19 protein-coding genes, 1 tRNA gene and 1 riboswitch are annotated in these 23,388 nt (G+C 43.5%); of the genes, 6 read left to right on the forward strand and 14 right to left on the reverse strand.

Annotated elements, in window-relative coordinates; translation table 11 throughout:
- The first annotated feature begins 74 nt into the window (after positions 1 to 74).
- Positions 75 to 1,139 (forward strand): hypothetical protein, encoded by a 1,065-nt coding sequence (locus FRZ06_11945; protein ID QOX63994.1) that lies wholly within the window; start codon positions 75 to 77, stop codon positions 1,137 to 1,139.
- A 17-nt stretch (positions 1,140 to 1,156) separates the two neighbouring features.
- On the opposite strand, the gene FRZ06_11950 is transcribed toward FRZ06_11945, so the two are convergent.
- The gene (locus FRZ06_11950) at positions 1,157 to 3,583 is read right to left on the reverse strand and encodes a hypothetical protein (GenBank protein ID QOX63995.1); all 2,427 of its coding nucleotides are present in this window, start codon (positions 3,581 to 3,583) and stop codon (positions 1,157 to 1,159) included.
- A gap of 197 nt (positions 3,584 to 3,780) precedes the next feature.
- Complete coding sequence (locus FRZ06_11955; protein QOX63996.1) at positions 3,781 to 4,044, reverse strand: GlsB/YeaQ/YmgE family stress response membrane protein; 264 nt, start codon at positions 4,042 to 4,044, stop codon at positions 3,781 to 3,783.
- Positions 4,045 to 4,308: 264 nt separating this feature from the next.
- On the opposite strand from FRZ06_11955, the gene FRZ06_11960 reads away from it, so the two are divergent.
- Entirely contained in the window at positions 4,309 to 4,860 is a 552-nt protein-coding gene (locus FRZ06_11960) for a hypothetical protein (protein QOX63997.1), read from the forward strand.
- Positions 4,861 to 4,874: 14 nt separating this feature from the next.
- Here the strand turns inward: FRZ06_11960 and FRZ06_11965 are convergent, their stop codons facing one another.
- The 10 genes from FRZ06_11965 to uvrC form a co-directional block, all read right to left on the reverse strand.
- Complete coding sequence (locus tag FRZ06_11965; protein ID QOX65919.1) at positions 4,875 to 5,339, reverse strand: VOC family protein; 465 nt, start codon at positions 5,337 to 5,339, stop codon at positions 4,875 to 4,877.
- Positions 5,340 to 5,765: 426 nt separating this feature from the next.
- Positions 5,766 to 6,773 carry a CPBP family intramembrane metalloprotease gene (locus FRZ06_11970; protein QOX63998.1) on the reverse strand — a complete coding sequence of 336 codons (1,008 nt, stop codon included), beginning with the start codon at positions 6,771 to 6,773 and terminating at the stop codon, positions 5,766 to 5,768.
- Between the two features lie 504 nt (positions 6,774 to 7,277).
- Positions 7,278 to 7,364: transfer RNA gene (locus FRZ06_11975), tRNA-Leu, on the reverse strand.
- A gap of 290 nt (positions 7,365 to 7,654) precedes the next feature.
- Positions 7,655 to 9,034 carry an NAD(P)/FAD-dependent oxidoreductase gene (locus FRZ06_11980; GenBank protein ID QOX63999.1) on the reverse strand — a complete coding sequence of 460 codons (1,380 nt, stop codon included), beginning with the start codon at positions 9,032 to 9,034 and terminating at the stop codon, positions 7,655 to 7,657.
- A gap of 245 nt (positions 9,035 to 9,279) precedes the next feature.
- On the reverse strand, positions 9,280 to 9,576 hold the full coding sequence (locus tag FRZ06_11985) for a LysR family transcriptional regulator (GenBank protein ID QOX64000.1): 297 nt from the start codon (positions 9,574 to 9,576) through the stop codon (positions 9,280 to 9,282).
- A 22-nt stretch (positions 9,577 to 9,598) separates the two neighbouring features.
- Entirely contained in the window at positions 9,599 to 10,564 is a 966-nt protein-coding gene (trxB, locus tag FRZ06_11990) for a thioredoxin-disulfide reductase (GenBank protein ID QOX64001.1), read from the reverse strand.
- Positions 10,565 to 10,769: 205 nt separating this feature from the next.
- Positions 10,770 to 10,874, reverse strand: a riboswitch (glycine riboswitch).
- Between the two features lie 167 nt (positions 10,875 to 11,041).
- Entirely contained in the window at positions 11,042 to 12,433 is a 1,392-nt protein-coding gene (locus FRZ06_11995) for a sodium:alanine symporter family protein (protein QOX64002.1), read from the reverse strand.
- Between the two features lie 181 nt (positions 12,434 to 12,614).
- Positions 12,615 to 14,006 (reverse strand): sodium:alanine symporter family protein, encoded by a 1,392-nt coding sequence (locus FRZ06_12000; GenBank protein QOX64003.1) that lies wholly within the window; start codon positions 14,004 to 14,006, stop codon positions 12,615 to 12,617.
- Between the two features lie 129 nt (positions 14,007 to 14,135).
- On the reverse strand, positions 14,136 to 14,441 hold the full coding sequence (locus FRZ06_12005; protein ID QOX64004.1) for a DUF1292 domain-containing protein: 306 nt from the start codon (positions 14,439 to 14,441) through the stop codon (positions 14,136 to 14,138).
- A gap of 118 nt (positions 14,442 to 14,559) precedes the next feature.
- Positions 14,560 to 16,404 carry an excinuclease ABC subunit UvrC gene (uvrC, locus tag FRZ06_12010; GenBank protein QOX64005.1) on the reverse strand — a complete coding sequence of 615 codons (1,845 nt, stop codon included), beginning with the start codon at positions 16,402 to 16,404 and terminating at the stop codon, positions 14,560 to 14,562.
- A gap of 655 nt (positions 16,405 to 17,059) precedes the next feature.
- Here uvrC and FRZ06_12015 point away from each other — a divergent pair.
- From FRZ06_12015 to malQ, 4 genes are all read left to right on the forward strand, one after another.
- Positions 17,060 to 17,590, forward strand: a complete 531-nt coding sequence (locus tag FRZ06_12015; protein ID QOX64006.1) for an NAD(P)H-dependent oxidoreductase subunit E — start codon at positions 17,060 to 17,062, stop codon at positions 17,588 to 17,590.
- 13 nt (positions 17,591 to 17,603) lie between these two features.
- Positions 17,604 to 18,869: an NADH-quinone oxidoreductase subunit F gene (locus tag FRZ06_12020; GenBank protein QOX64007.1), complete on the forward strand. Its 1,266-nt coding sequence runs from the start codon at positions 17,604 to 17,606 to the stop codon at positions 18,867 to 18,869.
- Positions 18,856 to 20,610, forward strand: a complete 1,755-nt coding sequence (locus tag FRZ06_12025; protein ID QOX64008.1) for a 4Fe-4S dicluster domain-containing protein — start codon at positions 18,856 to 18,858, stop codon at positions 20,608 to 20,610. Before FRZ06_12020 ends, FRZ06_12025 begins: the two co-directional genes overlap by 14 nt.
- Before the next feature lie 273 nt (positions 20,611 to 20,883).
- Positions 20,884 to 22,386: a 4-alpha-glucanotransferase gene (gene malQ / locus FRZ06_12030; GenBank protein ID QOX64009.1), complete on the forward strand. Its 1,503-nt coding sequence runs from the start codon at positions 20,884 to 20,886 to the stop codon at positions 22,384 to 22,386.
- A 7-nt stretch (positions 22,387 to 22,393) separates the two neighbouring features.
- On the opposite strand, the gene FRZ06_12035 is transcribed toward malQ, so the two are convergent.
- Positions 22,394 to 22,855 (reverse strand): hypothetical protein, encoded by a 462-nt coding sequence (locus tag FRZ06_12035; GenBank protein ID QOX64010.1) that lies wholly within the window; start codon positions 22,853 to 22,855, stop codon positions 22,394 to 22,396.
- Between the two features lie 168 nt (positions 22,856 to 23,023).
- Positions 23,024 to 23,296 (reverse strand): DUF1653 domain-containing protein, encoded by a 273-nt coding sequence (locus FRZ06_12040; protein ID QOX65920.1) that lies wholly within the window; start codon positions 23,294 to 23,296, stop codon positions 23,024 to 23,026.
- Positions 23,297 to 23,388 lie beyond the last annotated feature (92 nt).

The raw sequence follows: 23,388 nt of genomic DNA on the forward strand, positions 1-23,388 counted from the left end.
GGAGCAAATCACATCGGCCTTTTTGAGTGAAGGATAATAGGTAATTATCATGAGTTGAGAAAGGTGGAAGCAATATGGATAGTTTAAACTTGGAGGAACTTTGGAAAAATACAGAAGCGACACTTCAAAATGTTATATTATGCGTAGTTTGCAATACACAGGCCAGTTCGCCTGAACTTTTTCAAGGAAAATTTAGTATGACAACTGAATATTTATCTGACGATGAGTTTGAGCAAATTATTTGTATGTTTAACACATTGCAATGTAAAACTAAATTTTTTTTTAACGAAGATGAGTTTATCGAGTATTATTTAAATAATAAGAACCGAATGACACCTTATATAATTGTCTATAATTCTGCGCAAAGCGGTTTCGGAGCAGGGAGAAAATCGCTTATTCCATCATTTTGTCAACTCCATGCTCTTAAATTTACTGGTTCAAATGCCTATGTAGTATCGCTTTGTCGTCATAAGTTTCATGTTAATAAAATCCTATCAGAAACGGGGGTATCCACACCCAAAGCGTGGCTTTTTACTAATGGAGGATGGTTAGCCGAAGAATCTCCTCCAAACTCTATGAGATTATTGCTGAAGCCTATTTTTGAATCCGCGAGTATCGGAATAGATCAGGATTCTATTATTAATTACCATCCTTCTCTCGACGCATTCATTAGGGAACGATCATGCCAGTTACATCAACCAATCATTGCTCAGGAATTCATAGAAGGATATGAAGTTGAAGTTCCATTAGTACAAGCTGGTAATGCAATCAATATAATGCCTCCTATAGGAATTTCAATTGATAACAAACAATTGTTAAGAAATGAGATTCTAGATTATAATCGTATATATTTTGAAAAGTACTCTTTTTATGATTTTACAAGAGAAGTTTTTCATCTGGAGGGACTTTACAAAACAGCTACTTCGACGGTAGAGATATTAGGCATGGAGGGATTGTGTCGAATTGATTTCAGAGTGAAATCTGATGGCGAATACTTTGTGACAGATGTCTCAACAAATCCCCACTTCATTTCTCATAGTTCGGTTAGCTACTCATTTCTATCTAAAGGCTATAAAACAACAGATATAGTGCGTACTATTTTGAGTGCTGCTATTGCGAAAGGTAATGCTAAAGTTTAAATTTAAAACCCAAACTTTTATGGTTCTGACCAAAACTGTATATCGGAGTAAAGAAAACCCCGCCCGATAAATCCCCATCTCTTTTCTAGTGGCTGATCCTTCTCCGTAGAATTTCTCAATAAATATTCGTCAAACTCAAGCGGATCTGTAATATTTTCTGATTCCATTATATGAATCCAGAAATCAGTTCGCTGGTACAAATATTTTTTTTCAGATTCTTTACAGAGCAGAGGAGGAGTCATACAACTGTTGCGCATAAGATCAACAGCTTTTTTTGTATTGCCAAGCAGATATTGAATCGCTGCAATGTTTGCTCTTAAATAATAAAGGAAGTAGTCGTCTTTGAGAAGGTTACACTCTTCTTCCAAACGTGTAAGTATATCAAGTGAATTAAACAATTCTCCCTCGAGAGCTAAGAAAATGGCGCAGTTCATCTCCACAATAAACTTCCAGTCCCCAGACGAAAAACAAGAAAATTCATGATATAATTTCTCATATGCTTCCCTAGGGGTTACACCACGGTTTAATACTTTGCAGACGAAAAAATTATTGAGAATGTATATTTTATTAACTGCAATATTTTTGTATGTGTGAATAAAATCCAATGCCTCAACTAAAAATTTCTGTGCCTCATCCAGGCGATATAATACCATCAAGTTAGCTGCATGGTTATTTAAAGCCATAATATATTGAGAAGAAAACACTGAATCCCGAAAAAAATCAACACTACTCTGAGTTTTATAGACTGCACGTTCCACAGAAAAAATTGCATTCCATTTCCGCTCCAATGCATGGATACCTTTTTTAGCAAAAGGCGAATACCCCTTTTCAGTATAATAATAAGTCAATTCTTTGTTAATTATTTGGGCTTGCCGAAGATCTCCATTTAAATTAATATAAAAGGTCAGTAGTATTGTCATGCAGTCACACCAGAAACCCTCCTCGATCTCCTTAGCACGTGCCGTAACCTGCTCTAAGGTAACCAATGCACTTTGTTGCTGTTCATAAGTTTCCCCAAATCTGTACATGGAAAGGCTCAAAAGATATTCCTTTAGTAGTAGTAGCCTTATAGTAGGAGGAGCTGGAGAATACTCAAGGATGTCAAAAGCATTTGCGTAGTCTAATTTTTCGATTGAAGCATAATAAGAAGTTAATGCATTCCAATATGATTCTAATCCGCATTTGCATGCAAGGGAGTTAATCTTTGCGGCAAGCTCCTCCGAATGTTTGAAACCCTCCTGTATAACTGTATTGTAAGAATAAATATATAGTTCACAGGCAAGCATTAATTGTCCTGCATTTTCCAGATGATACGCACGTGCTAGATAATCATGGGGGCTGAAGCAATAAATCGCTTCGGCAATTGCTGATGAAATCTCTTGGAAATTCTCTTTCAATCCATAGTTATAAAAATAGCCCCATATTTCTCTATAATAAAACTCACCATATGCAGTATCACCTTTGGTTAAAAATTCTTCCTTACTCCGTTTTAGAAGCATATCACAATTGGCTTTCGAATCCAAAACTTCTTTAAGCAAAGGTATAGAAAAGGAACTTCCTATTGCAGCCGCAATCTTCAACGTATCTTTCAGAAGATTTCCTGTCATGCCCATATTAGCGAACCTACAATCTAACGTCATGTTAATAAGTTTATCCGGTGCTACAGACTGGCTGGTTTCTAGATGATTAAAATTTAGGTGGCGAGCTAATATCTCAATAACAGAAAGACGCCCTCCCGAAATGCGGTACAACTTTTCAGTATCAAGTGGTTGCAATGCCAGTTCCGGTATAATTTCATTTATTATTTCATTCATGTCAGCTGCATCTGGATTTTTAAACTCAAGATCTATATGATTGTAACGTAACACATCTGCGTATAAGTCCGAGTTTTCATCACTATCACATAAGAAATAATATGTCGTCTTCTCTAGGAAAGGAAAATCATTATCCAGTTTTCCAGAAAGGAGCAAGTGTACCAATTCTTTCGAAAAGGAATCATAGATCGGATAGCCATAGAACAAAAACGTTGATGGTGATTGAGAAGCTGCCTTTTCAAGCCGAACCATAAGGTCATTTCCGCGTTCGGTCAGAATTAATGAATTTCCCGAGAGCTTCGTTGAAACGTCAGCAACTATACTGGCTAAAGTTTCTGACTTAGTAATATCTTTTACAATGCTTTGAGCTAGCTTATGGTCGCTCGGCTTTTTCAATCGATCCTCTATAATGGCCTCTACAAATGGCAACAGGGGACTCACAATATCCAAATTTGGCTTAGCTATCACAAATTTAATTACACCGCTCTCCTGTAAATACTCTTGAAATGTATTAAAAATATGATAGGGTGATTGCAAATCTTTCCCCTTTATAAATTGAATTCTTTCTTTAGTTTCATCACATAGGTTTTTAAAGTCCTTTTCTTGCCAAGAAAACATATCAAAACTCATTTATTCCTATTCCTATTCCTATTCCTATTAATGATAATTACCTATTATCCTTTCTAAATTATAGCATAATAATTAACATTTTTCAATATTTTCCCACATCTTATATTTATTATAGATATGTTCTTTCCTAATAGACGCGAAAAAAAGAAGGCCAGCATGGCCTTCTTTTGAGTAAATTGGAACAAAAGTAAGTTTGTTTAGTTATAATGTGCTTTTCTTGTAAATGCATTAACGATTAATAACAGGACGATTGCACCGACACAAGCGACTACTAAGCTCCATAGATTAAATCCGGTCACACCGACGCCTCCGACAAGATTCATGATCAATCCGCCGATCAATCCTCCAACGATACCTACAATAATGTTTTTGCCAGCACCCATTTCTTTATTGTTGCCCGTAATCATACTTGCGATCCAGCCTGCGGCGGCACCGATAATGATCCATCCTATAATACCCATAAAATAAAACCTCCTTTTGTATTTTAGTATTTACAAAAATAGGTTTTTACATTCATAAAAGCAATTTTATTTGTCATTATCCGGTGCTGTCAGTTTACTGACATTCCGAATCTTAATCCATTTGAAAATAAAAGCCGTAATCACATATCCCACAATGATATCAAACCTACCGCGAAACTGCGAAAAAGGTTTTATTTACACGATCGATTTCATATTTATTATAAATCAGTAATTATCAAGATAAAAATGCGAGGTGAATAGGATATGGCTTGGTATCACAGAACAGTCGAACTGCCGGAAAATGCAGATGTTCCGATTTCTTTGTATAAATCAATGCAGGGAAAATATTTTGTAGGTTATGCTGATAATCTCGATTTTACTGGGCCAGGAGTCAATGCCTGGGCGAGCTTATACAATCCGCCGAATTCGGGCGTGACTCTCTATATCAATGTCTGGACCGCCACCAGCCTTTATGGCATCTTTCGCGCACAAATATGGTTTAACGCAAGAATGCCTGGGACGCCCAACTTTTCAAGTCTGGTAACGGCGGCGAATACATCCATTGATCCGATCCCATCTCCGAAAACATTGCTGCTTGAAGCAGCAAATACTACAGGAGAGCCTGTCGGGGGTGTGAAAGCTTTTGTCAGAAGAGGCGGACCTGAGAGTACCCTTACTTCAGAAGTTGGCGGACGATATATCTTCGGCCCCGGCGGCTCTTTCTCTATCTTGCTTTCTAATCCTGAAACACCGCAAGAACCTGCGTCAGGACGAGTAGCCTTCGGATGGTGGGAAGAACCAATTTGCACATTTTAGGGTTAGAAAGGGCTTTATCGTTCTGGCGTCTGCATCCAGCTTTGCAGTTCAATAATGTTCCCTTCAGGATCTTGCGCATAAATAAAAACTGCCGTCCTGTTGTTGGGATACTCTGCTGTAACCAATTCTCCGACCGTGCTTCCACCTGCCTTAAGTATTTCAGCAAGTGTCGTCTCAACATCATCTACTTCGAAGGCGATATGCGCGATACCGGGACGGTTGATTTCGGCTGAGACACTTTGCTTCATCTCATCGTAAGAGAAAATCTCAAGGGTTGGATGAGCGTCTTCATAACCCGGCAGAAGTAAATGCTCCCCCCTGATATGGGCACCATTCAAACTAGTCAGCTGATCAAGCCATTCTCCGCTGAGATCCCGTGACTCGCTAATACTCTTGCAGTGAAGCACCTTTTTATAGAAGTCGATCAACAACCTTGCATCCTTGGCAATAATGTTTGTATGGACATATCGAAACAATATCAACAGCTCCTTTCCAATTCCTGCATGGCAGATAAATATGGGCAATTTCATTGTAATTCTATCACTTTATAAATGATAAGTCTACATTGCAAAGGCGATAAAGCATCTACAAGAGGACTTTACAGCTGTGCCTTCGTCGGATCTGCCGCACTCGCCCAAACACAGGGCTTCGGGCCATGTCGTTGAAAACCATCCACGATGGTTCTCTTACCGCTCCATGCCTGTTCAGGGTCTCGTCCGCTTGCTCCAGCGGTCGTTGCCTTTTTCGCTGCTGTCCCATTTTGCACTATGGCCTGACTGTCCGAAAAGTATCCATTGAAAACACACTTTCCACAGCAAGGAGGAAAACAGAAGGAAAGGCTTTGTATTTAAGAGCATCCTTTCGAAACCGTCAATTTAGTTGCAGGCTTCTTACGGAGCAAAACCTTATTTCTGCCCCAACGGCCCCTCTTCTTGCCGGTGCGCTTCGTTTTTACCCAACGTTGTTTTACTGCCCGCCTTTATTAGCAATATAACAGCTAAAACGATAAACGGAAGTCCGCCAATAAGTCCGGTGATTGCCGGGCCAAACAGTGGGTTATATCCGCTCTTTGCAAAAATGATTGGCAGTGCCGCGCCCGCGTTCACCGTTGAATGGATCATGGCGGCTGGAATGGCGCTTTCCAGTTTGATTGATATATAGCCTTCTATAATTCCAAGTACAACACAAAAAATAATCATGGTCAGAATGCCGAGCACTGGATAGCCCCAATAGCTGGTTCCGTAATTGTGACCCATCACGATAATGGGTAAATGCCAGATTCCCCATATTGCTCCTGAAATAATTAACGAGGCCCTGTCAGATAAAAACATGCGCAGTTTAGGGAGCAGATACCCCCGCCAGCCAAGTTCTTCGCCCATGGTGGGTATGATATTTACAATCGGTCCGATGACAACAAAAGTCAGAGCTTGGATAATTAGCAGCGTGGACGCGGCAAGTCCCTGTTTACCACTTGAAGCAACCATCCCTTTTAAAGTTGTAAGCTCCGGGTCAAACGAACCGGGGAAAATCAGGAAATAAAGCGCTCCGCTCAGAATCAACAAGACTGTCGGACCGAAGTACACAAGCAGATACTCTTTCACATGTCCCTTTAAGTGAGGGCGAAGATACATATTCCCAAAGCCTTCTTTTGTTATAAGCCGTGTTAATACGCTGCTCAGCGCTGGGACAAACATAGCTACCATAGTGATTACCACAGCCAAACCGGTTCCGTAGGTCAGCCCACAGATCGGTATCAACAAGAACACAATCCAAGTAATGACGATTGTAATCACAATAAATAGTATCAGCCGTTTTTTTTCCACCAATTTCTCTTGTTGCATAATAACCTTACCTCCTGTTATCTTTTCCTTGCGCTTAGTGACAAGCACTTTTGCAATATTAATTTCCTTCATATCAATCACCTCTGACTATATTTTAGTTGGTAAGCAGAAGAAAAACCAATGGATTTGCAGTTGATAAAGGTTAAGCAAATCAACCTACGCGATACTTTTAATCGGAGCTGTTGTCATATCGCATTAGATGGGGTAAATAGTACAGCAGATAAACTCAGCTTAACGGCATAGTTTGTATACAAATCAGTGGCTGCCAAAATTAATGGCCTTCCCCTGATTTTGTACTATTATCATCTATTTTTATGTCATCTCATCGCTAATTTCAGTATCTTTTTCATTCAGCGTAGTTTTGATATGGCTTCACGGTTCCAGGCAAGAGGACTTTGCATCTTTGCTACGCAAATCTGCCGCCCGGCGCCGCCTCATTCAGGCGGCTTGGGCCGCTCACTGAGAAACAGTCTGCTGGACTGTTTCTCTTCCGTTCGCGCCTTTGCAGGTTCGAGTCCTCTTTCCCCCTTCATAGAACGAAAAAAGAGATAGGTCAAAACCTATCTCTTTTTTCGTTGGTGCAGGCAAGAGGACTCGAACCTCCATGAAGAAATCCTCACACGGACCTGAACCGTGCGCGTCTGCCAATTCCGCCATGCCTGCATGGCACTTAAATAACTTACTATAAAAACAAGCTTGTGTCAAGTGTTACAAGGAAATTATTTTAGTGAAAAATTTTTAGGATCGCTCAATGTTTGTATCGGATCTGAGGATGTCTTGTCAAAACCCACGAAAATGAACGTCAATGGATTTCATCGCGCTTATTGTATCCAAATCACAAAAAACAGGCGGCGCAGCGGCACCGCCCTTCGATTGCATCACCAGAGTCTAGAAATAACCATTGAAAACTTCCGGCTTTACTTACACGATTAATATTTTTTTATCCGATATCATTATTTGTACTTTTCAGCCAAATTTCTTGCCGCTAGGACACCGCTTGCAGAAGCCTGAGACAGTGAGTGGGTCACACCGGAGCCATCGCCAAGAGCATAGAGTCCTTTGACATTGGTTTCAAGATTGCTGTCAACGCTTACCTTTGAGTTGTAGAACTTAACTTCAACGCCATATAGCAGCGTATCCTCGTTGGCTGTACCGGGGGCAATTTTATCCAGGGCATAGATCATCTCGATGATATTATCAAGCTGTCTCTTGGGGATTACAAGGCTCAGATCCCCTGGAGTTGCCTGCAAGGTAGGTCTTGTAAAGCACTTTTCCATCCGCCTTGCGCTGCTTCTTCTTCCTTTTACAAGATCTCCAAACCGCTGGAGAAGTACACCGCCTCCCAGCATATTGCTGAGTCTTGCAATGGATTCTCCGTATTCATTGCTGTCCTTGAACGGCTCGGTGAACTGGTTGGATACCAGAAGTGCAAAGTTGGTGTTTTCCGTACGGAGATCGGGATCCGCATAGCTATGACCATTTACTGTAACGATGCCGTTGGTGTTTTCCGCAACCACCTCACCGTAAGGGTTCATACAGAAGGTCCTGACCATGTCATTATATTTGTCCGTCTTATATACAATTTTACTTTCATAAACGTCATCCGTGATGTGTTTAAAAATTTCTGCGGGCAGCTCAACGCGTACGCCGATATCCACTCGGTTTTTCTTGAGGTCAATTCCGAATTTGTCGCAGACGCTTGAAATCCACTTTGAACCGGAACGCCCTGTTGCAAGAATGAGCTCACTGCACTCATACTCTTCCTGCTTGTCTGTTACGATGCGAAAGCCTTCTTCCAGCTTTTCTACATCGACAACCTGAGTGTAGAATTGGGTATCGATTCTTTCCTTTATATATTCGAAAATTCTCTCCAGTATTTTTACGTTTCTATCCGTTCCCAGATGTCTAACCTTCGCATCCAATAAATGCAGGTTATTTCTCAGTGCCAGCGTCTTCAGATCTGAATTCGCTGTGGAATAGAGTTTTGCGTCTTCTCCTCCCATGCTGCAAAGTACTTGATCCACATATTCCATCAAATCCAAGGCGGCCTCAGTACCGACATAATTGTGCAGGTCACCGCCAAACTGGGTCGTGATGTTATATTTTCCGTCAGACAGGGTTCCGGCACCGCCGTAGCCGTTCATAATATGACAAGGCACGCAGCGGATACAGTTTTTAACCTTTCCCAGCTTGATGGGACATACTCTTTTCTCAAGAGGCGCACCTTTATCAATCATAAGGACTTTGGCATTATTGGTAAGCTTGGTCAGTTCGTATGACATAAAAACTCCGCTCGCGCCAGCACCCACAATAATGATGTCGTATTTTTTCATCTTTATCTCCACTTTCTTTCTAATCTCAATGTTATATGGAATTTCACCAACAGAACTATTATATGTTCTTCGCTACATTCTAGCAATAGATAATTTTATGCAATAGAGAGGATGCAGCAGCAGCTGGAATCCATTGCACTAAAAAAGAAACAATGAAACAAACGAACGAAACTAAGCCGTTCAAATCCATTTCATTGCCTCACATTTTTATATTGTTGCTTATTGAAATATGATGATCTGCATAGTTAAGCGATCTGAGTCGCGATCATTCCTTCGATTTCCTTGGACAGACCCTGAATGGAATCTGCTGCACGGTTTCTCGTATCCAGCATTTCTGCTGCGTATTTGTAGAATACCTTACCGTAGTCGGTCAGGAACGCCTCTCTCCCCGTCCGGTCGATCAGTCTGACTCCCAGCTCTTTTTCCAGTGAGGAGATTCTCGCACTGATGGTTGGCTGAGTCAAAAAGCAGACATCTGCAGCTTTTGAAAAACTCTTGTGGTCAACCACCGATACAAATGCCTCAATTTGTTTAAAATCCATAATCGTCTCCTTTCCCTTTCCCCTAAGCAGTTTCTTCCGTTTCTTCAATGTATTTTCCGGCCTGCACTGCGGCAATTGCACCGTCTGCTGCAGCAGTGACTACCTGCCGCAGGCTTTTCTCTCTGATATCACCTGCTGCAAATACCCCGTCAATATTGGTTTTCATATCCTCATCCGTGATAATATAGCCTTTGTCATTTAAATTGAGCTTGCCCTGGTACAGTCCCGTTGCCGGGGAATAGCCGATAAATACAAATATGCCAAAGGTACCGTCATTTGGGTCAGCCTTGATCTCTGTAACCGTGCCGTCCTTAACGTTTTCCAGCACCATGGATTCCAGAATACCATCCCCCTTGACTTCCTTAATGACCGTATGATACATGAACTTCAGTTTATCTGTCTGAAACGCCTTTTCCTGAATAGACTTTGCAGCCCGCAGAATGCGTCTGCGGTGGAGTACCGTTACCTGCTTTGCAAATTTGGTGAGATACATCGCTTCTTCCAGTGCCGCATCTCCTCCGCCTACCACATAAACGTCGAGCCCTCTGAAGAATGGTCCGTCACAGGTACCGCAATGAGAAATACCCCTGCCTATAAAATCATCTTCTCCCTTGCAGCCGATGGGCTTAGCAGTGGCGCCTCCTGCAATGATAACCGTTTTGGCTTGATATCTGTCCCTGCTGCCTACTACGGTCTTAACCTTGCCTTCTAGCGAAACTTCTGTTACTGTATCATAAACTTGTTCGATTCCAAACTTTTTGACCTGTGACGACATTCTGTCGATCAGTGTTGCTCCGCTTTCCTCAAGCTCAGAGCCCGGATAGTTTTCTATCTCTGCAGTCTGAAGAATTTGTCCTCCATCTTGCGCTTGCTCAATGAGCAATGTATCCAGCATGGCTCTTCCTGCATAAATCCCTGCCGAAAGCCCCGCTGGACCTCCGCCGATAATAATCAAATCATAAGTTTTCAAATTGTCACCTCTAATCATAACATTTAGCCCAAAAATAAAAACAGAGCAGAAGGAATAAACGCCTTCCGCTCTGTTATTAACCTGAGAGATTCCTCCTGATAGGAGTTGCCCCTTCGGTGCAACTTAAAAATTGCATCCCAGCTTCAACTGGGCAATTTCTGTATGGCACCCCCAACATTTTCCTATGAAAATGTGTTTAGGTACGCAACGCTTTCCAGAGTTCTGTCCAGCTACGGTCCACTTTACCTGAGATCATCACGCAGATCATTGGCGTGATCAGCGCTTATTCCTTCGGTGTTGCCAGAGCAATCTCTCCCGCAGCTTTCATCCAGATTCCTATTCAATTTTTTAATAACGATCAATATTTTCTATAGCGATTTATATTATACCAACGAAACCATATTTTAAGCAACCATTTTTTCACAGAAACAGATATCTGTTTTTCACCAAATTATGATTTTACCTGTGCAGATTCCGTCGCTTCATTCGAAACATCTACTTTCGTATCTGCGGAATGGGTGACTCATCAATTTTTTCGATATTATCGTCTGTTAAATAATATTTTGTTTCCTTCGCAATAATTCCGCTAAGGAGCAAAATACAGACTAGATTCGGAATCGCCATGAGCATGTTTAGTGCATCAGCAATATTCCATACTGTTCCAAGGCTCGCAACCGCACCTACGAAAGTGATCGCAACATAAATCAGCTTATATGGAATAATCACTTTTTTTCCGAAGAGATATTCTGCACCTCTTTCACCGTAATACGACCATCCGAGAATTGTAGAAAATGCAAAAGTAATCAGTCCAAAGGTCAGAACGATCGGCCCAACAACAGGAATCTGGTTAAAAGCATGGCTTGTAAGCACTGCTCCGTCCACTGCACCGCCTCCGTCTGCTGTCACATTGGGATTGGCAATGATCGTGCTGACGAGCACCAGTCCTGTCATTGCACATACAACGACCGTATCCCAGAAAGTACCCGTTGCGGAAACCAGTGCTTGTCTCACCGGATTTCTTGTCTGTGCTGCAGCTGCTACGATAGGAGCAGAACCCATTCCGGATTCATTGGAAAAGAGTCCTCTGGCTACACCAAATCTCGCGGCCATCATGACACTCGCACCGATAAACCCTCCGCCGGCAGCGTGAGGTGTAAAAGCTGATTTACAAATCAAAGCAACAGCATCAACAAGATATGCTCGATTCATCACAATAATAATCAAACATCCGATTACATAAAAAATTGCCATAAAAGGAACAAGGGTTTCACATGTTTTCGTGATGGTTTTAACTCCACCCAGAATAACCACTGCAACTAACACCGCCATGATTAAGCCGGATGCCCAAAGCGGAATCTGAAAGTTCTGAAGAACAACTTTGGAAACAGCATTGGCCTGCACCGAAGCACCTATCCCGAATGCCGACAAGCCCGCAAATAAGGCAAACAAAACGCCGAGCCATTTCATCTTTAACCCACGCTCGAGCGCATACATCGCACCTCCCAGCATGGTACCATCCGAGGTCTGTACCCTATATTTTACTGCAACAAGTGATTCCGCGTATTTTGTAGCAATTCCAAAAACACCAGTGAGCCACATCCATAAAACTGCGCCCGGACCTCCCAGTGCAATGGCGGTTCCCACGCCTACAATATTCCCCGTTCCGATGGTTGCAGCCAGTGCCGTCGTCAGTGCCCCGAACTGTGAAACGTCACCGATTCCGTCCTTATCCTTTGTAACGGACAGCTTAATCGCAAGGCCAATCTTCCTTTGTATAAAGCCAGTTCTTACAGTCATAAAAAGATGAGTGCCAAATAATAAAATGAGCAGCGGCGGTCCCCAAAGGTAACCGTTCAGCCACGTGAAGAAGTTATTTACAGCTTCCATAATAATAGATATCCTTCCTTTACTCTGTTTTTATTTATTACTCTGACTATTATATAGATTTTTTTTATAGTTGGCTATTTTTTTTATTATAATTTAAAAATTATTTTGTATGCATTATTTTTATTACATATTAAAACGCACCCTTTTTCTAAAGGATGCGCATAACAAAATCTCTTTGAGGTTAATTTCTGATTTTAGGAATTGGTGTTTTGTCAGATTTTTGAATATTGTCATCGGACAGATAATATTTTGTTTCTCTGGCAATCACCCCGTTCAGAAGCAGGATACAGATAAGATTAGGAATTGCCATGAGCATGTTCAGCGCATCTGCAATATTCCATACCGTACCGAGACTCATAATAGATCCTGCAAATGTCACAGCGACATAAATCATCTTGTAAGGTAGAATTCCTGCTTTCCCGAAGAGATATTCTGCGCCTCGCTCGCCATAATAGGACCAGCCGATCATGGTTGCAATAGCGAAAGTCACAAGCCCGAACGTCAGAACAACGGTTCCTATGATGGGAATCTGGTTAAAAGCATGACTGGTCAAAACAGCGCCGTCGATGGCTGCCCCGCCGTCTGCCTTTACATTGGGATTTGCCAGAATGGTACTGACAAGCACCAATCCGGTAATGGCACAGACAACGACCGTATCCCAGAAGGTTCCAGTGGAAGACACCAACGCCTGTCTGACTGGATTTCTAGTCTGGGCAGCAGCCGCTACGATAGGAGCAGAACCCATACCCGATTCATTGGAAAACAAGCCTCTCGCCACCCCGTATCTGGCCGCAGTCATCACACTCACTCCTATGAAGCCTCCACCAGCAGCTTGTGGGGTAAAAGCAGAAGTAATGATTAGAGCCAGTGCCTCAACAAGATAGGCTCTGTTCATTATGAGAATAATAATACAGCCCACCGCGTAAAATGCGGCCATAAAGGGAACCAGTGCTTCACAGGTTCTCGTAATGGATTTTACGCCGCCCAAAATTACAATTCCAACTGTGACGGCCATCACCAGGCCGGACAACCCGAGTGGAATGTCAAAATTCTGATGGAGTACCTTGGAAACAGCATTGGCCTGTACCGATGCCCCCACACCAAAGGCGGAGAGTCCCGCAAATGCCGCAAATAAGGTGCCTAGCCATTTCATATTCAGACCTCTCTCAAGTGCATACATCGCTCCGCCCAGCATCGTTCCGTCAGAAGTCTGAACCCGATATTTTACCGCTACCAAAGCTTCCGCATATTTCGTAGCAACGCCGAAAACTCCCGTGAGCCACATCCAAAGAACCGCACCTGGCCCCCCAAGCGCAATAGCGGTTCCAACACCGACAATATTTCCAGTTCCCATAGTAGCTGCCAAGGCTGTTGCCAGTGCCGCAAACTGAGACACGTCTCCTACGCCGTCCTGATCCTTTGTAACAGAAAGCCTGATGGCTAGCCCCATCTTTTTTTGTATCACACCGGTTCTCACCGTCATAAACAAATGGGTGCCGAACAGCAAAATAAGAAATGGGGGTCCCCAAAGACAGCTGTTCAGCCAGGTAAAGAAGTTATTTACACTTTCCATAAAAGTACGCATCCTTCCCATGCCTCTGTTTTTCCCTACTGTTCATTGTATTTACCCTTTCGCCTCATTATGACAATGTGTAAAAGCATAAAAAAAGAACCCTGCGCAGCAGGGCCCCTTGCATTTCAATTACTCTTCAACTGTGAGCTTTTCGAATTCTGCAACAACCTTTTTAAACTCTTCGTCATCTTCGATGTCGATCAGTTCAAATTCTTCCTCAGTTGTTTCTTTATATCCATAGATGTATACATCGTCGGTGCCGTCATCGGGGATCAGAGCGATGTATTCCTTACCTTCAAACTCGAATACGCCCATGATCTCGCACTCCACTTCCTGTCCGTCATCGAACTCAAGTGTGAGGTAATCTGCGTCATCCTCGGCACAGCTGCAGTTATCCCCGCATCCGCCGTGAATTACTTTATCTTTATCTGCCATAATTATCCTCCATTATCTTCTAATTAGAAATTGGTATATTTTCAAGATCGCAGTCCCATTAGGCTGCCTGCGACGGGTTCATTATAACATTATATTTTACGTTAATCAATTGAAATATTCATTTTTTCGCCGCCCATGCCAGCACCTTTTCAGCTGCAGGCTTTGTAATTCCCGGAACTTGACACAGTTCTTCCCAAGTCGCCTCCTTTATCCTGTCGATACTGCCAAAATGCGACAAAAGAGCATTTCTTCGCTTCTCACCAATTCCTTCTATCGTATCCAGTGCCGAGCGCTGGAGGGATTTTTTTCTGAGATCCCGATGATAATCGATGGCAAAGCGATGAACCTCCTCCTGAACGGAAGCCACAAATTGATACAGCACCGGATCCGTTTTCAGATCCAGCTCTTTTTCCGTACGAAGCAGTCCTCTGGTACGGTGCTTATCATCCTTAACCATTCCCGCCACTGGAATATCAATCTTCATCGCCGCAAGCACCTGCTCAGCAGCGGAAACCTGCGGCTTACCCCCATCCATAAGGATCAAATCAGGCATTTTGGCAAAGCTCAGATCTCCCTGAAGACCTCGTTTAAAACGACGGTAAAGCACCTCCTGCATACTTCCGAAATCATTAGGGCCCTCCACGGTTCTAATCTTAAACCTCCGATAATCTTTCCGCTGTGGACGGATACCCTGAAACACAACCATCGCACCCACAGAGTCTACTCCGTTGGTATTGGAAATATCGAAAGCTTCAACCCGGTAGTCCAAGTCCGCTTCCCTGTGTTTTTTCCGCAAGGAGGGAATAAATGCCTCCAAGGAAGTGCGAATGGCGGCATTCCTTTCCCTTTGCAGATTTGCCTTTTCATCCAGGGTTTTCATCATTTCGATTACATCACGCTTGGCGAGATCCAAAAGTGCTTTCTTGTCTCCCTTTTGGGGAACCGTTATCTTAACCTGGCTGCCTTTCAGCTCCGCAAGCCAAGATTCGATAATCGAAAGTTCAGCTGGCTCATTCTCCACCAGAATTTCCTTTGGGATCATCGTACTGCCGGAGTAATACTGCTTGATAAAGGCAGAGACCACCTCTTCCAGCCCATCTTCCTCCATGGCTTGAAGATGATAACTTTCCCGTCCGCTAAGCCTTCCCTGTCTGACAAAGAATAGAATCACATGAGCATCGTTCTGTCCTTTTGCCCCTAAAATCACATCCATGTCACCGGCAGAGAGCAGAACCACCCGCTGTTTTTCTGCAATCGCATTTACTGCCGCAATGTAATCACGGTATTCTGCCGCCCGTTCATAATTCATTGCTTCTGCTTCTTCCGTCATCTTCTCATTGAGGTAGTCCAGTACTTTCTTGTTCTTACCATTTAGGAGCTCAATGACCTGATCCAGAACCTCCAGATATTCCTTGGGCTGCACATTGCCGGTGCAAATTCCCTTGCACTGGTTGATATGGTAATTCAAGCAAGGTTTGAACCCCTTTGGAAACTTCTGTGCAGAACAGCGTTTCAGCGCAAAGATACCATTCATCAAATCAATGATCTGATTCACAGCGTTGACATCTGCATAGGGTCCGAAATACTTACAGCCATCATGAAGGATCCTTCTTGTCTTTAGAATCCTTGGGTACGTTTCATTTGTGGTAATTTTAATATAGGGGTAAGTTTTATCATCACGCAGCAGTACGTTGTACTGAGGCATGTATTTCTTGATCAGATTATTTTCCAGAATCAGCGCTTCCATCTCTGTATTTGTGGTGATGTACTCAAATTCCTCGATATGAGAAACCATCGCCCTCACCTTTGGATCCATGTTTCTGGACGACTGAAAATACTGACGCACCCTGTTTTTCAGTGAGATTGCTTTTCCCACATAAATAACCTGCCCCAGTTTATCTTTATGAAGATATACGCCCGGTTTATCCGGGAGTTTTTTTAGATTTTCTTGTATGTCGAACATATTTTTTTCTTAACTCTTATTCCTTGATTTTCTAAAGAAGCATGGATTCAATCAGCATTTCCCTTATACTATTTTCAATCCGATGATTTAATATTTCCATTTATCCTGCAATCCCATTCTATCATTTATGTTATTAATTGACAAGCCGCCTACGCTTTGCAAAGCTTGCGCTGTGTTTCCTTTATATTTGTAATGCAAAAGACCCGTACAAAATTATTGCTGCCAGTGAAAAAAATATCATATTGACCGTACAAATTGATATCAATTACTACAAACGATACTTCAAAAGGCTCTACATCATCTATTTCATCTGCGATTCCTTTATCTACGGAACAGCCCACTGCGGAACTTTAGTATCTGTGATTCCTGCTGACCGGAATCTATACGGAATATGTCAGTGCCAATCTTATCGCGACAATCGCCTTGCGGCATCCATATTGAATCCCTTTACGAATCGTCAGCACTTGAACACTTTGGATAAGTTTAAGTGAAAAATATAACAATTTTTCGTTAATTACATCACAATTCCATAGACAAAAGCCTCTGCTTTGTTATATCATTAGCTTAGCATCGGGTCAAATTTGTCTTTACATACCGTGTTATATTTTGTCAACCGATGCTGCGAGTTTGAGTCTATATTTGCATTAAAGTAGAAATGCAAAGACTGGAAGGAGTAAGACAAATGAATAGCACCAAAACCGAAAGCTTTGGTATTCTTACCCGCGAACTGGCTCAGGAGATTGATAAGACCATCAATCATTACCGGAGCAACTCCACGAAGCTGGTAGGAATTCTCCTGGACATTCAGGACATTATTCCAAAGCAGTATATCCCAAGGGAAGTAGCCGCTTACGTCAGCGAGAAGATGAATATCCCGCTCAGTAAGATCTACGATGTCATTTCTTTCTACGCAGCCCTCTCCGATGTGCCGAGAGCAGATTATGTCATTCAGTTGTGTGACAGCGTCGTCTGTAAAGTTACCGGCAACACCACTCTCCGCGATACTATTTCTCAGCTGCTCGGCATCAAAGAGCAGGAATCCACACCAGACGGTAAATATTGGCTCGAGTATACGCCGTGCTTCGGAGCATGCGACATTTCACCAGCCATGCGTATCAACGGAAAAGTATTCGGTCACCTGACGACACAGGACAGCGTCAAAGCTGTTCTGGATCAGTACCGTTAGAGGAGGAACTGCTATGTCTAAAACAGTTGCTATTATTACTGAGAATTTCGGTCAGTATGACCCCGGTTCCATCCATTCTTATTTATCCATTGGCGGCTTTTCCGCTGTAAAGAAAGCACTGACCATGTCCTCTGCCGAAATTATCGAAATGACAAAGAAAGCTGCAGTAAAGGGACGAGGCGGAGCCGCTTACGATACGGGCAGAAAATGGGCTCAGGCAGCGTCAGTTCCGGGCGAAGACAAAGTCGTCATCTGCAATGCAGACGAGGGCGAACCTTGTACCTTCAAGGATCGAAGTATTCTGTCAAAGGATCCGTTCCGTTTGATTGAAGGCATGATTATCGCAGGATATACCGTAGGTGCAAAAAACGGATACATCTACCTCCGTGAAGAGTACCGCCATTTGAGACCATTGATTCGAAACGCTATTGACGAGTCCTTGTCCAACGGCTTTCTCGGAGACAATATATTAAACACAGGTTTTTCCTTTCAAATTCATCTCTATTCCGGTGCAGGCGCCTATGTCTGCGGAGAAGGCTCTACCCTTATCGAATCCATCGAGGGAAAGAGCGGAAGACCGAGAATCAAACCCCCTTTTATCAAAGAATGCGGACTGTTTCAGCTGCCCACCCTTGTCAATAATGTTGAAACTCTGGCCATTGCTGCTGCTTTCATACAGCATGGCGTTGAGGAATACTTAAGCCACGGAACATCGGGCTCTCCGGGAACCAAGATTATCAGCCTCGCCGGCAACATAAAAAATCCCGGAGCATACGAAATCCCCTTTGGTCTTACACTGCGGGAAATCATTTACGACATTGGCGGGGGCATTCCGGACGGCCACGAACTAAAGCTATTCCAACTGGGCGGGGCCTCGGGCAAAATCGGTCCCGCTTCTATTGTCGATACACCCTATACCTATGAGGATCTGGCAAAAGAAGGTCTGGTGGTAGGCTCTGGCGGTATCCTCGTTGTAGACGATAGAACGAGGGTCATCGACTTCGTAAAATCGATACAGGACTTCTTTATTCATGAAAGCTGCGGTAAATGTACGCCTTGTCGCGAGGGAAACAGGCAGATCGCAAAAATTATCGACCGCTTCGTAGAAGGCAGTCAGCGCCCTGATGATTTGCAAACAGCAGAACGCTTTGCCAATATCATGAGCAACTGCGCATTTTGCGGGCTTGGCGAAACAGCTCAGAGCACACTTCTCTCTGCCATAAAGCATTTTCCACAGGAGTTTGGTTTAACGGAGGTGGCTGAAAATGAAAAACATTAAGATAAAAATTGATAATATCGAAGTAATCGTACCGGAAGGCACCACAATTTTAGAAGCTGCGAAGAAGGTAAATATCAACATCCCCCATCTTTGCTACCACCCTGACCAGGCCATCAAAGCAAACTGCAGGCTTTGCGTTGTCGACGTTTCGGGTAGCAGGAAGCTCACCGCGGCATGTTCCTCCTTCGTCTATGAAGGTATGGAAGTTCACACCAATACCAAAAAGGTTCGGGATATGCAAAAGGGCATCCTTGAGCTGATTCTTGCCAATCACGATCAGGATTGTCTCAAATGTCTGCGGAACGGAAACTGCGAGCTTCAGGCACTGTGCCAAAGATTTAACATCTCCAAGACCAATCTTGTGGATACCGTAGATGCTCTTCCGCTGGATGATACAAACCCTTCCCTGATTCGTGATTCTGCCAAGTGCGTCAAATGCAACCGATGTGTTGATGCGTGTCAGAAGGTTCAGGAAGTTCATGTTTTGACCCATTCCCATCGTTCCGTGCATTACAACATCACTCCTGCGTATGAAATGCCGCTCGAACAGACCTTCTGCGTTTTCTGCGGTCAGTGCGCCGCAGTCTGTCCTGTGGGCGCCATTGTGGAAAAGGATGACACGGCAAAAGTTTGGGATGCCATCTATGATCCGAAGAAGCATGTGATCGTTCAGGTTGCTCCGGCGGTGAGAGTCGCACTTGGTGATGCTTTCAATCTGCCAAAGGGCACCATCGTAACTGGTAAAATGGTTGCCGCTCTGAGACGTCTGGGCTTTGACAAGATCTTTGACACCAACTTTACCGCAGACCTCACCATCATGGAGGAAGGCAACGAGCTGATTCAGAGGCTGACCAAAGGCGGAACGCTGCCGATGATCACGTCCTGCTCCCCTGGTTGGATCAACTTCATCGAAGGGCGCTACGACCATCTTCTCGCACATCTCTCCAGCTGCAAATCACCACAGCAGATGTTCGGTGCATTGTCCAAGTCCTATTATCCTGAAATGGCAGGCATGGATCCCAAGAACGTTTACACAGTATCCATCATGCCATGTACAGCCAAAAAATATGAGGCTCAGCGTCCTGAAATGATGACAAACGGAGTGGCTGAGGTGGATGCAGTTCTTACAACGCGAGAGCTGGCACGGATGATCCAGTCAGCCGGTATCGACTTCGTCGCCCTTGAGGAGGATCAGTTTGACAATCCTTTCGGCATCGGCACAGGCGCCGGCGCCATCTTCGGCGCTACAGGCGGCGTCATGGAAGCCGCACTGCGAACCGCATACGAGGTGATCACCGGCAAGGGACTTCCTTCCCTCAACTTTACAGAGGTCAGAGGTCTTTCCGGCATCAAAGAAAGCATAGTTCTCATCGACGACATGGAACTGAAAGTTGCGGTTGCCCACGGTTTGGGCAATGCGAAGATTCTCCTGAAACAGATTGAAAAAGGAGAATCCCCTTACGCCTTTATTGAAATCATGGCCTGTCCCGGAGGCTGCATTGGCGGGGGCGGACAGCCGATCAAATCTACCAGAGATGTAAAGGAAAAGCGCATTGAAGCAATCTACAAGATTGATGAGGACCTGCCGCTGCGCAAATCTCACAAAAATCCAGACATTCTCAAACTTTACGATAACTATCTCGGCGAGCCGCTGGGACACAAATCCCACCAGCTTCTTCATACTCATTACCACTCCCGCGGCATGAAGTATAACTTCAGCGAGCTGCCAAATCACAAATAGGATTATCGCTGGCGTATTATAGTATGGAGCAACGGTTTGCACGTATGATATAATAAATACAATAGATGAAGCAAAATTTGCGATTTTGCCTGCTGAGGTATTTATTGTATCGGTGTGAAGCAAACCGGAGCAACGGTTTGCACGTATGATATAATAAATACAAAACACGAAGCAAAATTTGTGATTTTGCCTGCTGAGGTATTTATTGTAGATATAGCGGCAGGTCCCTTCGGGCCTGCCGCTTTTATCAACTTCATGGAAAGGAAAAAATAAATGAAACGTGGTTCCGGAATTTTACTGCACATCAGTTCCCTGCCAGGTTCTTACGGAATCGGCACCTTCGGTAAGGAAGCCTACTCCTTCGTGGATTTTCTTAAAGAGGCAAAACAGCAGTACTGGCAAATCCTCCCGCTCTGTCCAACCAGCTTTGGGGATTCTCCATACCAGTCACCTTCGGCCTTTGCGCTGAATCCTTATTTCATCGATCCAGAACTACTCGAGGAATCCGGCCTGCTAGTAAAAGAGGATTATCAGGAATTGGATTTCGGGGAAAATCCCCATTTGGTTGACTATAATAAAATTTATGTGAATAAAGAAACACTTCTTAGAAAGGCATTTGCAAGGAGAGAGTTGATTACATCAGAAAAATTCAATTTATTCCTTCAAGCGCAGCAGTTCTGGCTTTATGATTATGCGCTCTACATGGCACTGAAGGGTCATTTTGGAGGCCAGTCCTGGGAATACTGGGATGAGGATATCAAACATAGAGATTCACAAGCATTGCTGCATTATCAAGAACTCTACAACAAGGAGATCGAGTATTTCCAATTTGTACAGTATATCGTCTATATGCAATGGAATTCGTTGAAAAGCTACGCAAACCGACAGGGAATTCAGATCATTGGCGACATCCCCATCTATGCTTCGGCAGACAGCGCAGACACCTGGAGCCATTCCTCCAGTGGAATCTTCCAATTCAACAGAGACCTGACACCAATCTGTGTCGCCGGCTGCCCTCCGGATTATTTTTCTGAGGACGGACAGTACTGGGGAAATACTCTCTATGACTGGCAAAAGAATCGTGATACAGGTTATAACTGGTGGCTCCGAAGAATTAAGAGCGCTCTCACCACTTATGATTGGGTGCGAATTGATCATTTCCGCGGCTTTGAAAGCTACTGGGAGGTTCCCTACGGTTCACCCACTGCGGCTTATGGCAGCTGGAAATCCGGACCCGGCATGGATTTTATTGATGCCATGAAGAAGACCTTTGAAACGGAATCTTCCAAAGGCTTAAACATCATTGCCGAAGATCTCGGCTATATGACGGAGCAAGTGAGAGATTTCTTAAAGCAGAGCGGCTTTCCCGGTATGAAGGTTCTTGGTTTTGCCTTTGACTCAGTGTCAGATAACGATCATCTTCCCCATAATTATTATACGAATACCATCGCATACACCGGCGCCCATGATAATGAAACTGTCTTAGGCTGGTTCGCTCAGGCCACTGCTGATCAGCGCGATTTTGCACAGAAATATCTAAAGCTGGATGAGGCTGAAGGCTATCACTGGGGCTTTATTCGGGGAGCCATGTCCTCAGTTTCCATCCTTGCAATTGCACCAATGCAAGATTATCTGGGACTGGGCTCTGAAGCAAGAATGAATACCCCCTCAACTCTAGGCGGTACCAATTGGTGCTGGCGTATGCAAACAGGAGCGAACTCAGGTGAGTTGGCTAAGAAAATTGCCGAATTGACCCATCGGTATGCCAGAGATTAAAAGTGTACTATTGATCTTCTTGATAGACCGTGATGGAAAGCCCTTGCTCCCCCATGATTTCATAGTCTAGTTCAACTACGATGTTTCTGCCGGGAAATAGCTCCCTCATACGGATCTTCCAAAAGTATTGCAGTGTTTTTCCAAACGCCTCGATGATTTCATCGACCTGGACGGAATCATCGCAGGCCAGGAGAAAAAAATCCTCCAAAGACCAGCTGTTCACATACATTTCAATCTGCTTACGATCATAATCATAAACCCGCTCCAAGTCAATGATGTTTCCGTTATAGAATTCCGCAATAAAAATGCATCCATTGACCTCAAGAATTTCGGGACAAAAGATGCTGGCCGCAGAGAGCACCTGCTCAATGCTGCATGAATTGGCTGCGTTGTTCATGAGGGATGTGCCGCGAACATTGCTGAAATACTTCATGATATCTGCATTAACAATACTATGAAATACTCTCACCAGAAACCTCCATACTAAACTGATGTGTTGAATTTCATTTCAATCTTATATAGAGTATCAATCCAACAAGTATAATAAGGCTGAAAAAAAGGATCATCACGCAGTTTCGCATTAGATCCTGTTACAGTAAATATATTAAGCAGAAATATTTTCATTCTTATAGAGCCACTATTTTTCCGATTTTTTCACTTCTCCCATCGGAGCGGTGATACGCTCTCCTGCAGTTTCTTTTAAGATCGATTCAAACCGCGGAATGCGCCTTCCTTCATGCTCTACAACTTCATTCCACATATAGGCCGGCCGTACCCAAACCCCATAATCACCGTAAAGAGCTTGATAGACGACCATTGGTTCCAGCGTTTCCGAATGCCTGCCCAAGCTTAATACCCTATATTGATTTCCCTTGAAATGACGATACAGACCCGGTTTGATATCTGGAATCTCTGCCAACTCTTGTTCCATATCTTGTTCCATATCTTGTTCCATATCTTGTTCCATATCTTGTTTCATATCTTTCATTTCCGATTTCATTG

Source organism: Clostridiales bacterium (genome assembly GCA_015243575.1).
Taxonomy (GTDB): domain Bacteria; phylum Bacillota; class Clostridia; order Peptostreptococcales; family Anaerovoracaceae; genus Anoxybacterium; species Anoxybacterium hadale.

Excerpts from the sequence above, each read along its gene's own strand:
- FRZ06_11945 (QOX63994.1), top strand. The coding sequence starts at position 75 with ATGGATAGTTTAAACTTGGAGGAACTTTGGAAAAATACAGAAGCGACA.
- FRZ06_11950 (QOX63995.1), bottom strand. The coding sequence starts at position 3,583 with ATGAGTTTTGATATGTTTTCTTGGCAAGAAAAGGACTTTAAAAACCTA.
- FRZ06_11955 (QOX63996.1), bottom strand. The coding sequence starts at position 4,044 with ATGGGTATTATAGGATGGATCATTATCGGTGCCGCCGCAGGCTGGATC.
- FRZ06_11960 (QOX63997.1), top strand. The coding sequence starts at position 4,309 with ATGGCTTGGTATCACAGAACAGTCGAACTGCCGGAAAATGCAGATGTT.
- FRZ06_11970 (QOX63998.1), bottom strand. The coding sequence starts at position 6,773 with ATGAAGGAAATTAATATTGCAAAAGTGCTTGTCACTAAGCGCAAGGAA.
- FRZ06_11980 (QOX63999.1), bottom strand. The coding sequence starts at position 9,034 with ATGAAAAAATACGACATCATTATTGTGGGTGCTGGCGCGAGCGGAGTT.
- FRZ06_11985 (QOX64000.1), bottom strand. The coding sequence starts at position 9,576 with ATGGATTTTAAACAAATTGAGGCATTTGTATCGGTGGTTGACCACAAG.
- trxB (QOX64001.1), bottom strand. The coding sequence starts at position 10,564 with ATGATTAGAGGTGACAATTTGAAAACTTATGATTTGATTATTATCGGC.
- FRZ06_11995 (QOX64002.1), bottom strand. The coding sequence starts at position 12,433 with ATGGAAGCTGTAAATAACTTCTTCACGTGGCTGAACGGTTACCTTTGG.
- FRZ06_12000 (QOX64003.1), bottom strand. The coding sequence starts at position 14,006 with ATGGAAAGTGTAAATAACTTCTTTACCTGGCTGAACAGCTGTCTTTGG.
- FRZ06_12005 (QOX64004.1), bottom strand. The coding sequence starts at position 14,441 with ATGGCAGATAAAGATAAAGTAATTCACGGCGGATGCGGGGATAACTGC.
- uvrC (QOX64005.1), bottom strand. The coding sequence starts at position 16,404 with ATGTTCGACATACAAGAAAATCTAAAAAAACTCCCGGATAAACCGGGC.
- FRZ06_12015 (QOX64006.1), top strand. The coding sequence starts at position 17,060 with ATGCAAAGACTGGAAGGAGTAAGACAAATGAATAGCACCAAAACCGAA.
- FRZ06_12020 (QOX64007.1), top strand. The coding sequence starts at position 17,604 with ATGTCTAAAACAGTTGCTATTATTACTGAGAATTTCGGTCAGTATGAC.
- FRZ06_12025 (QOX64008.1), top strand. The coding sequence starts at position 18,856 with ATGAAAAACATTAAGATAAAAATTGATAATATCGAAGTAATCGTACCG.
- malQ (QOX64009.1), top strand. The coding sequence starts at position 20,884 with ATGAAACGTGGTTCCGGAATTTTACTGCACATCAGTTCCCTGCCAGGT.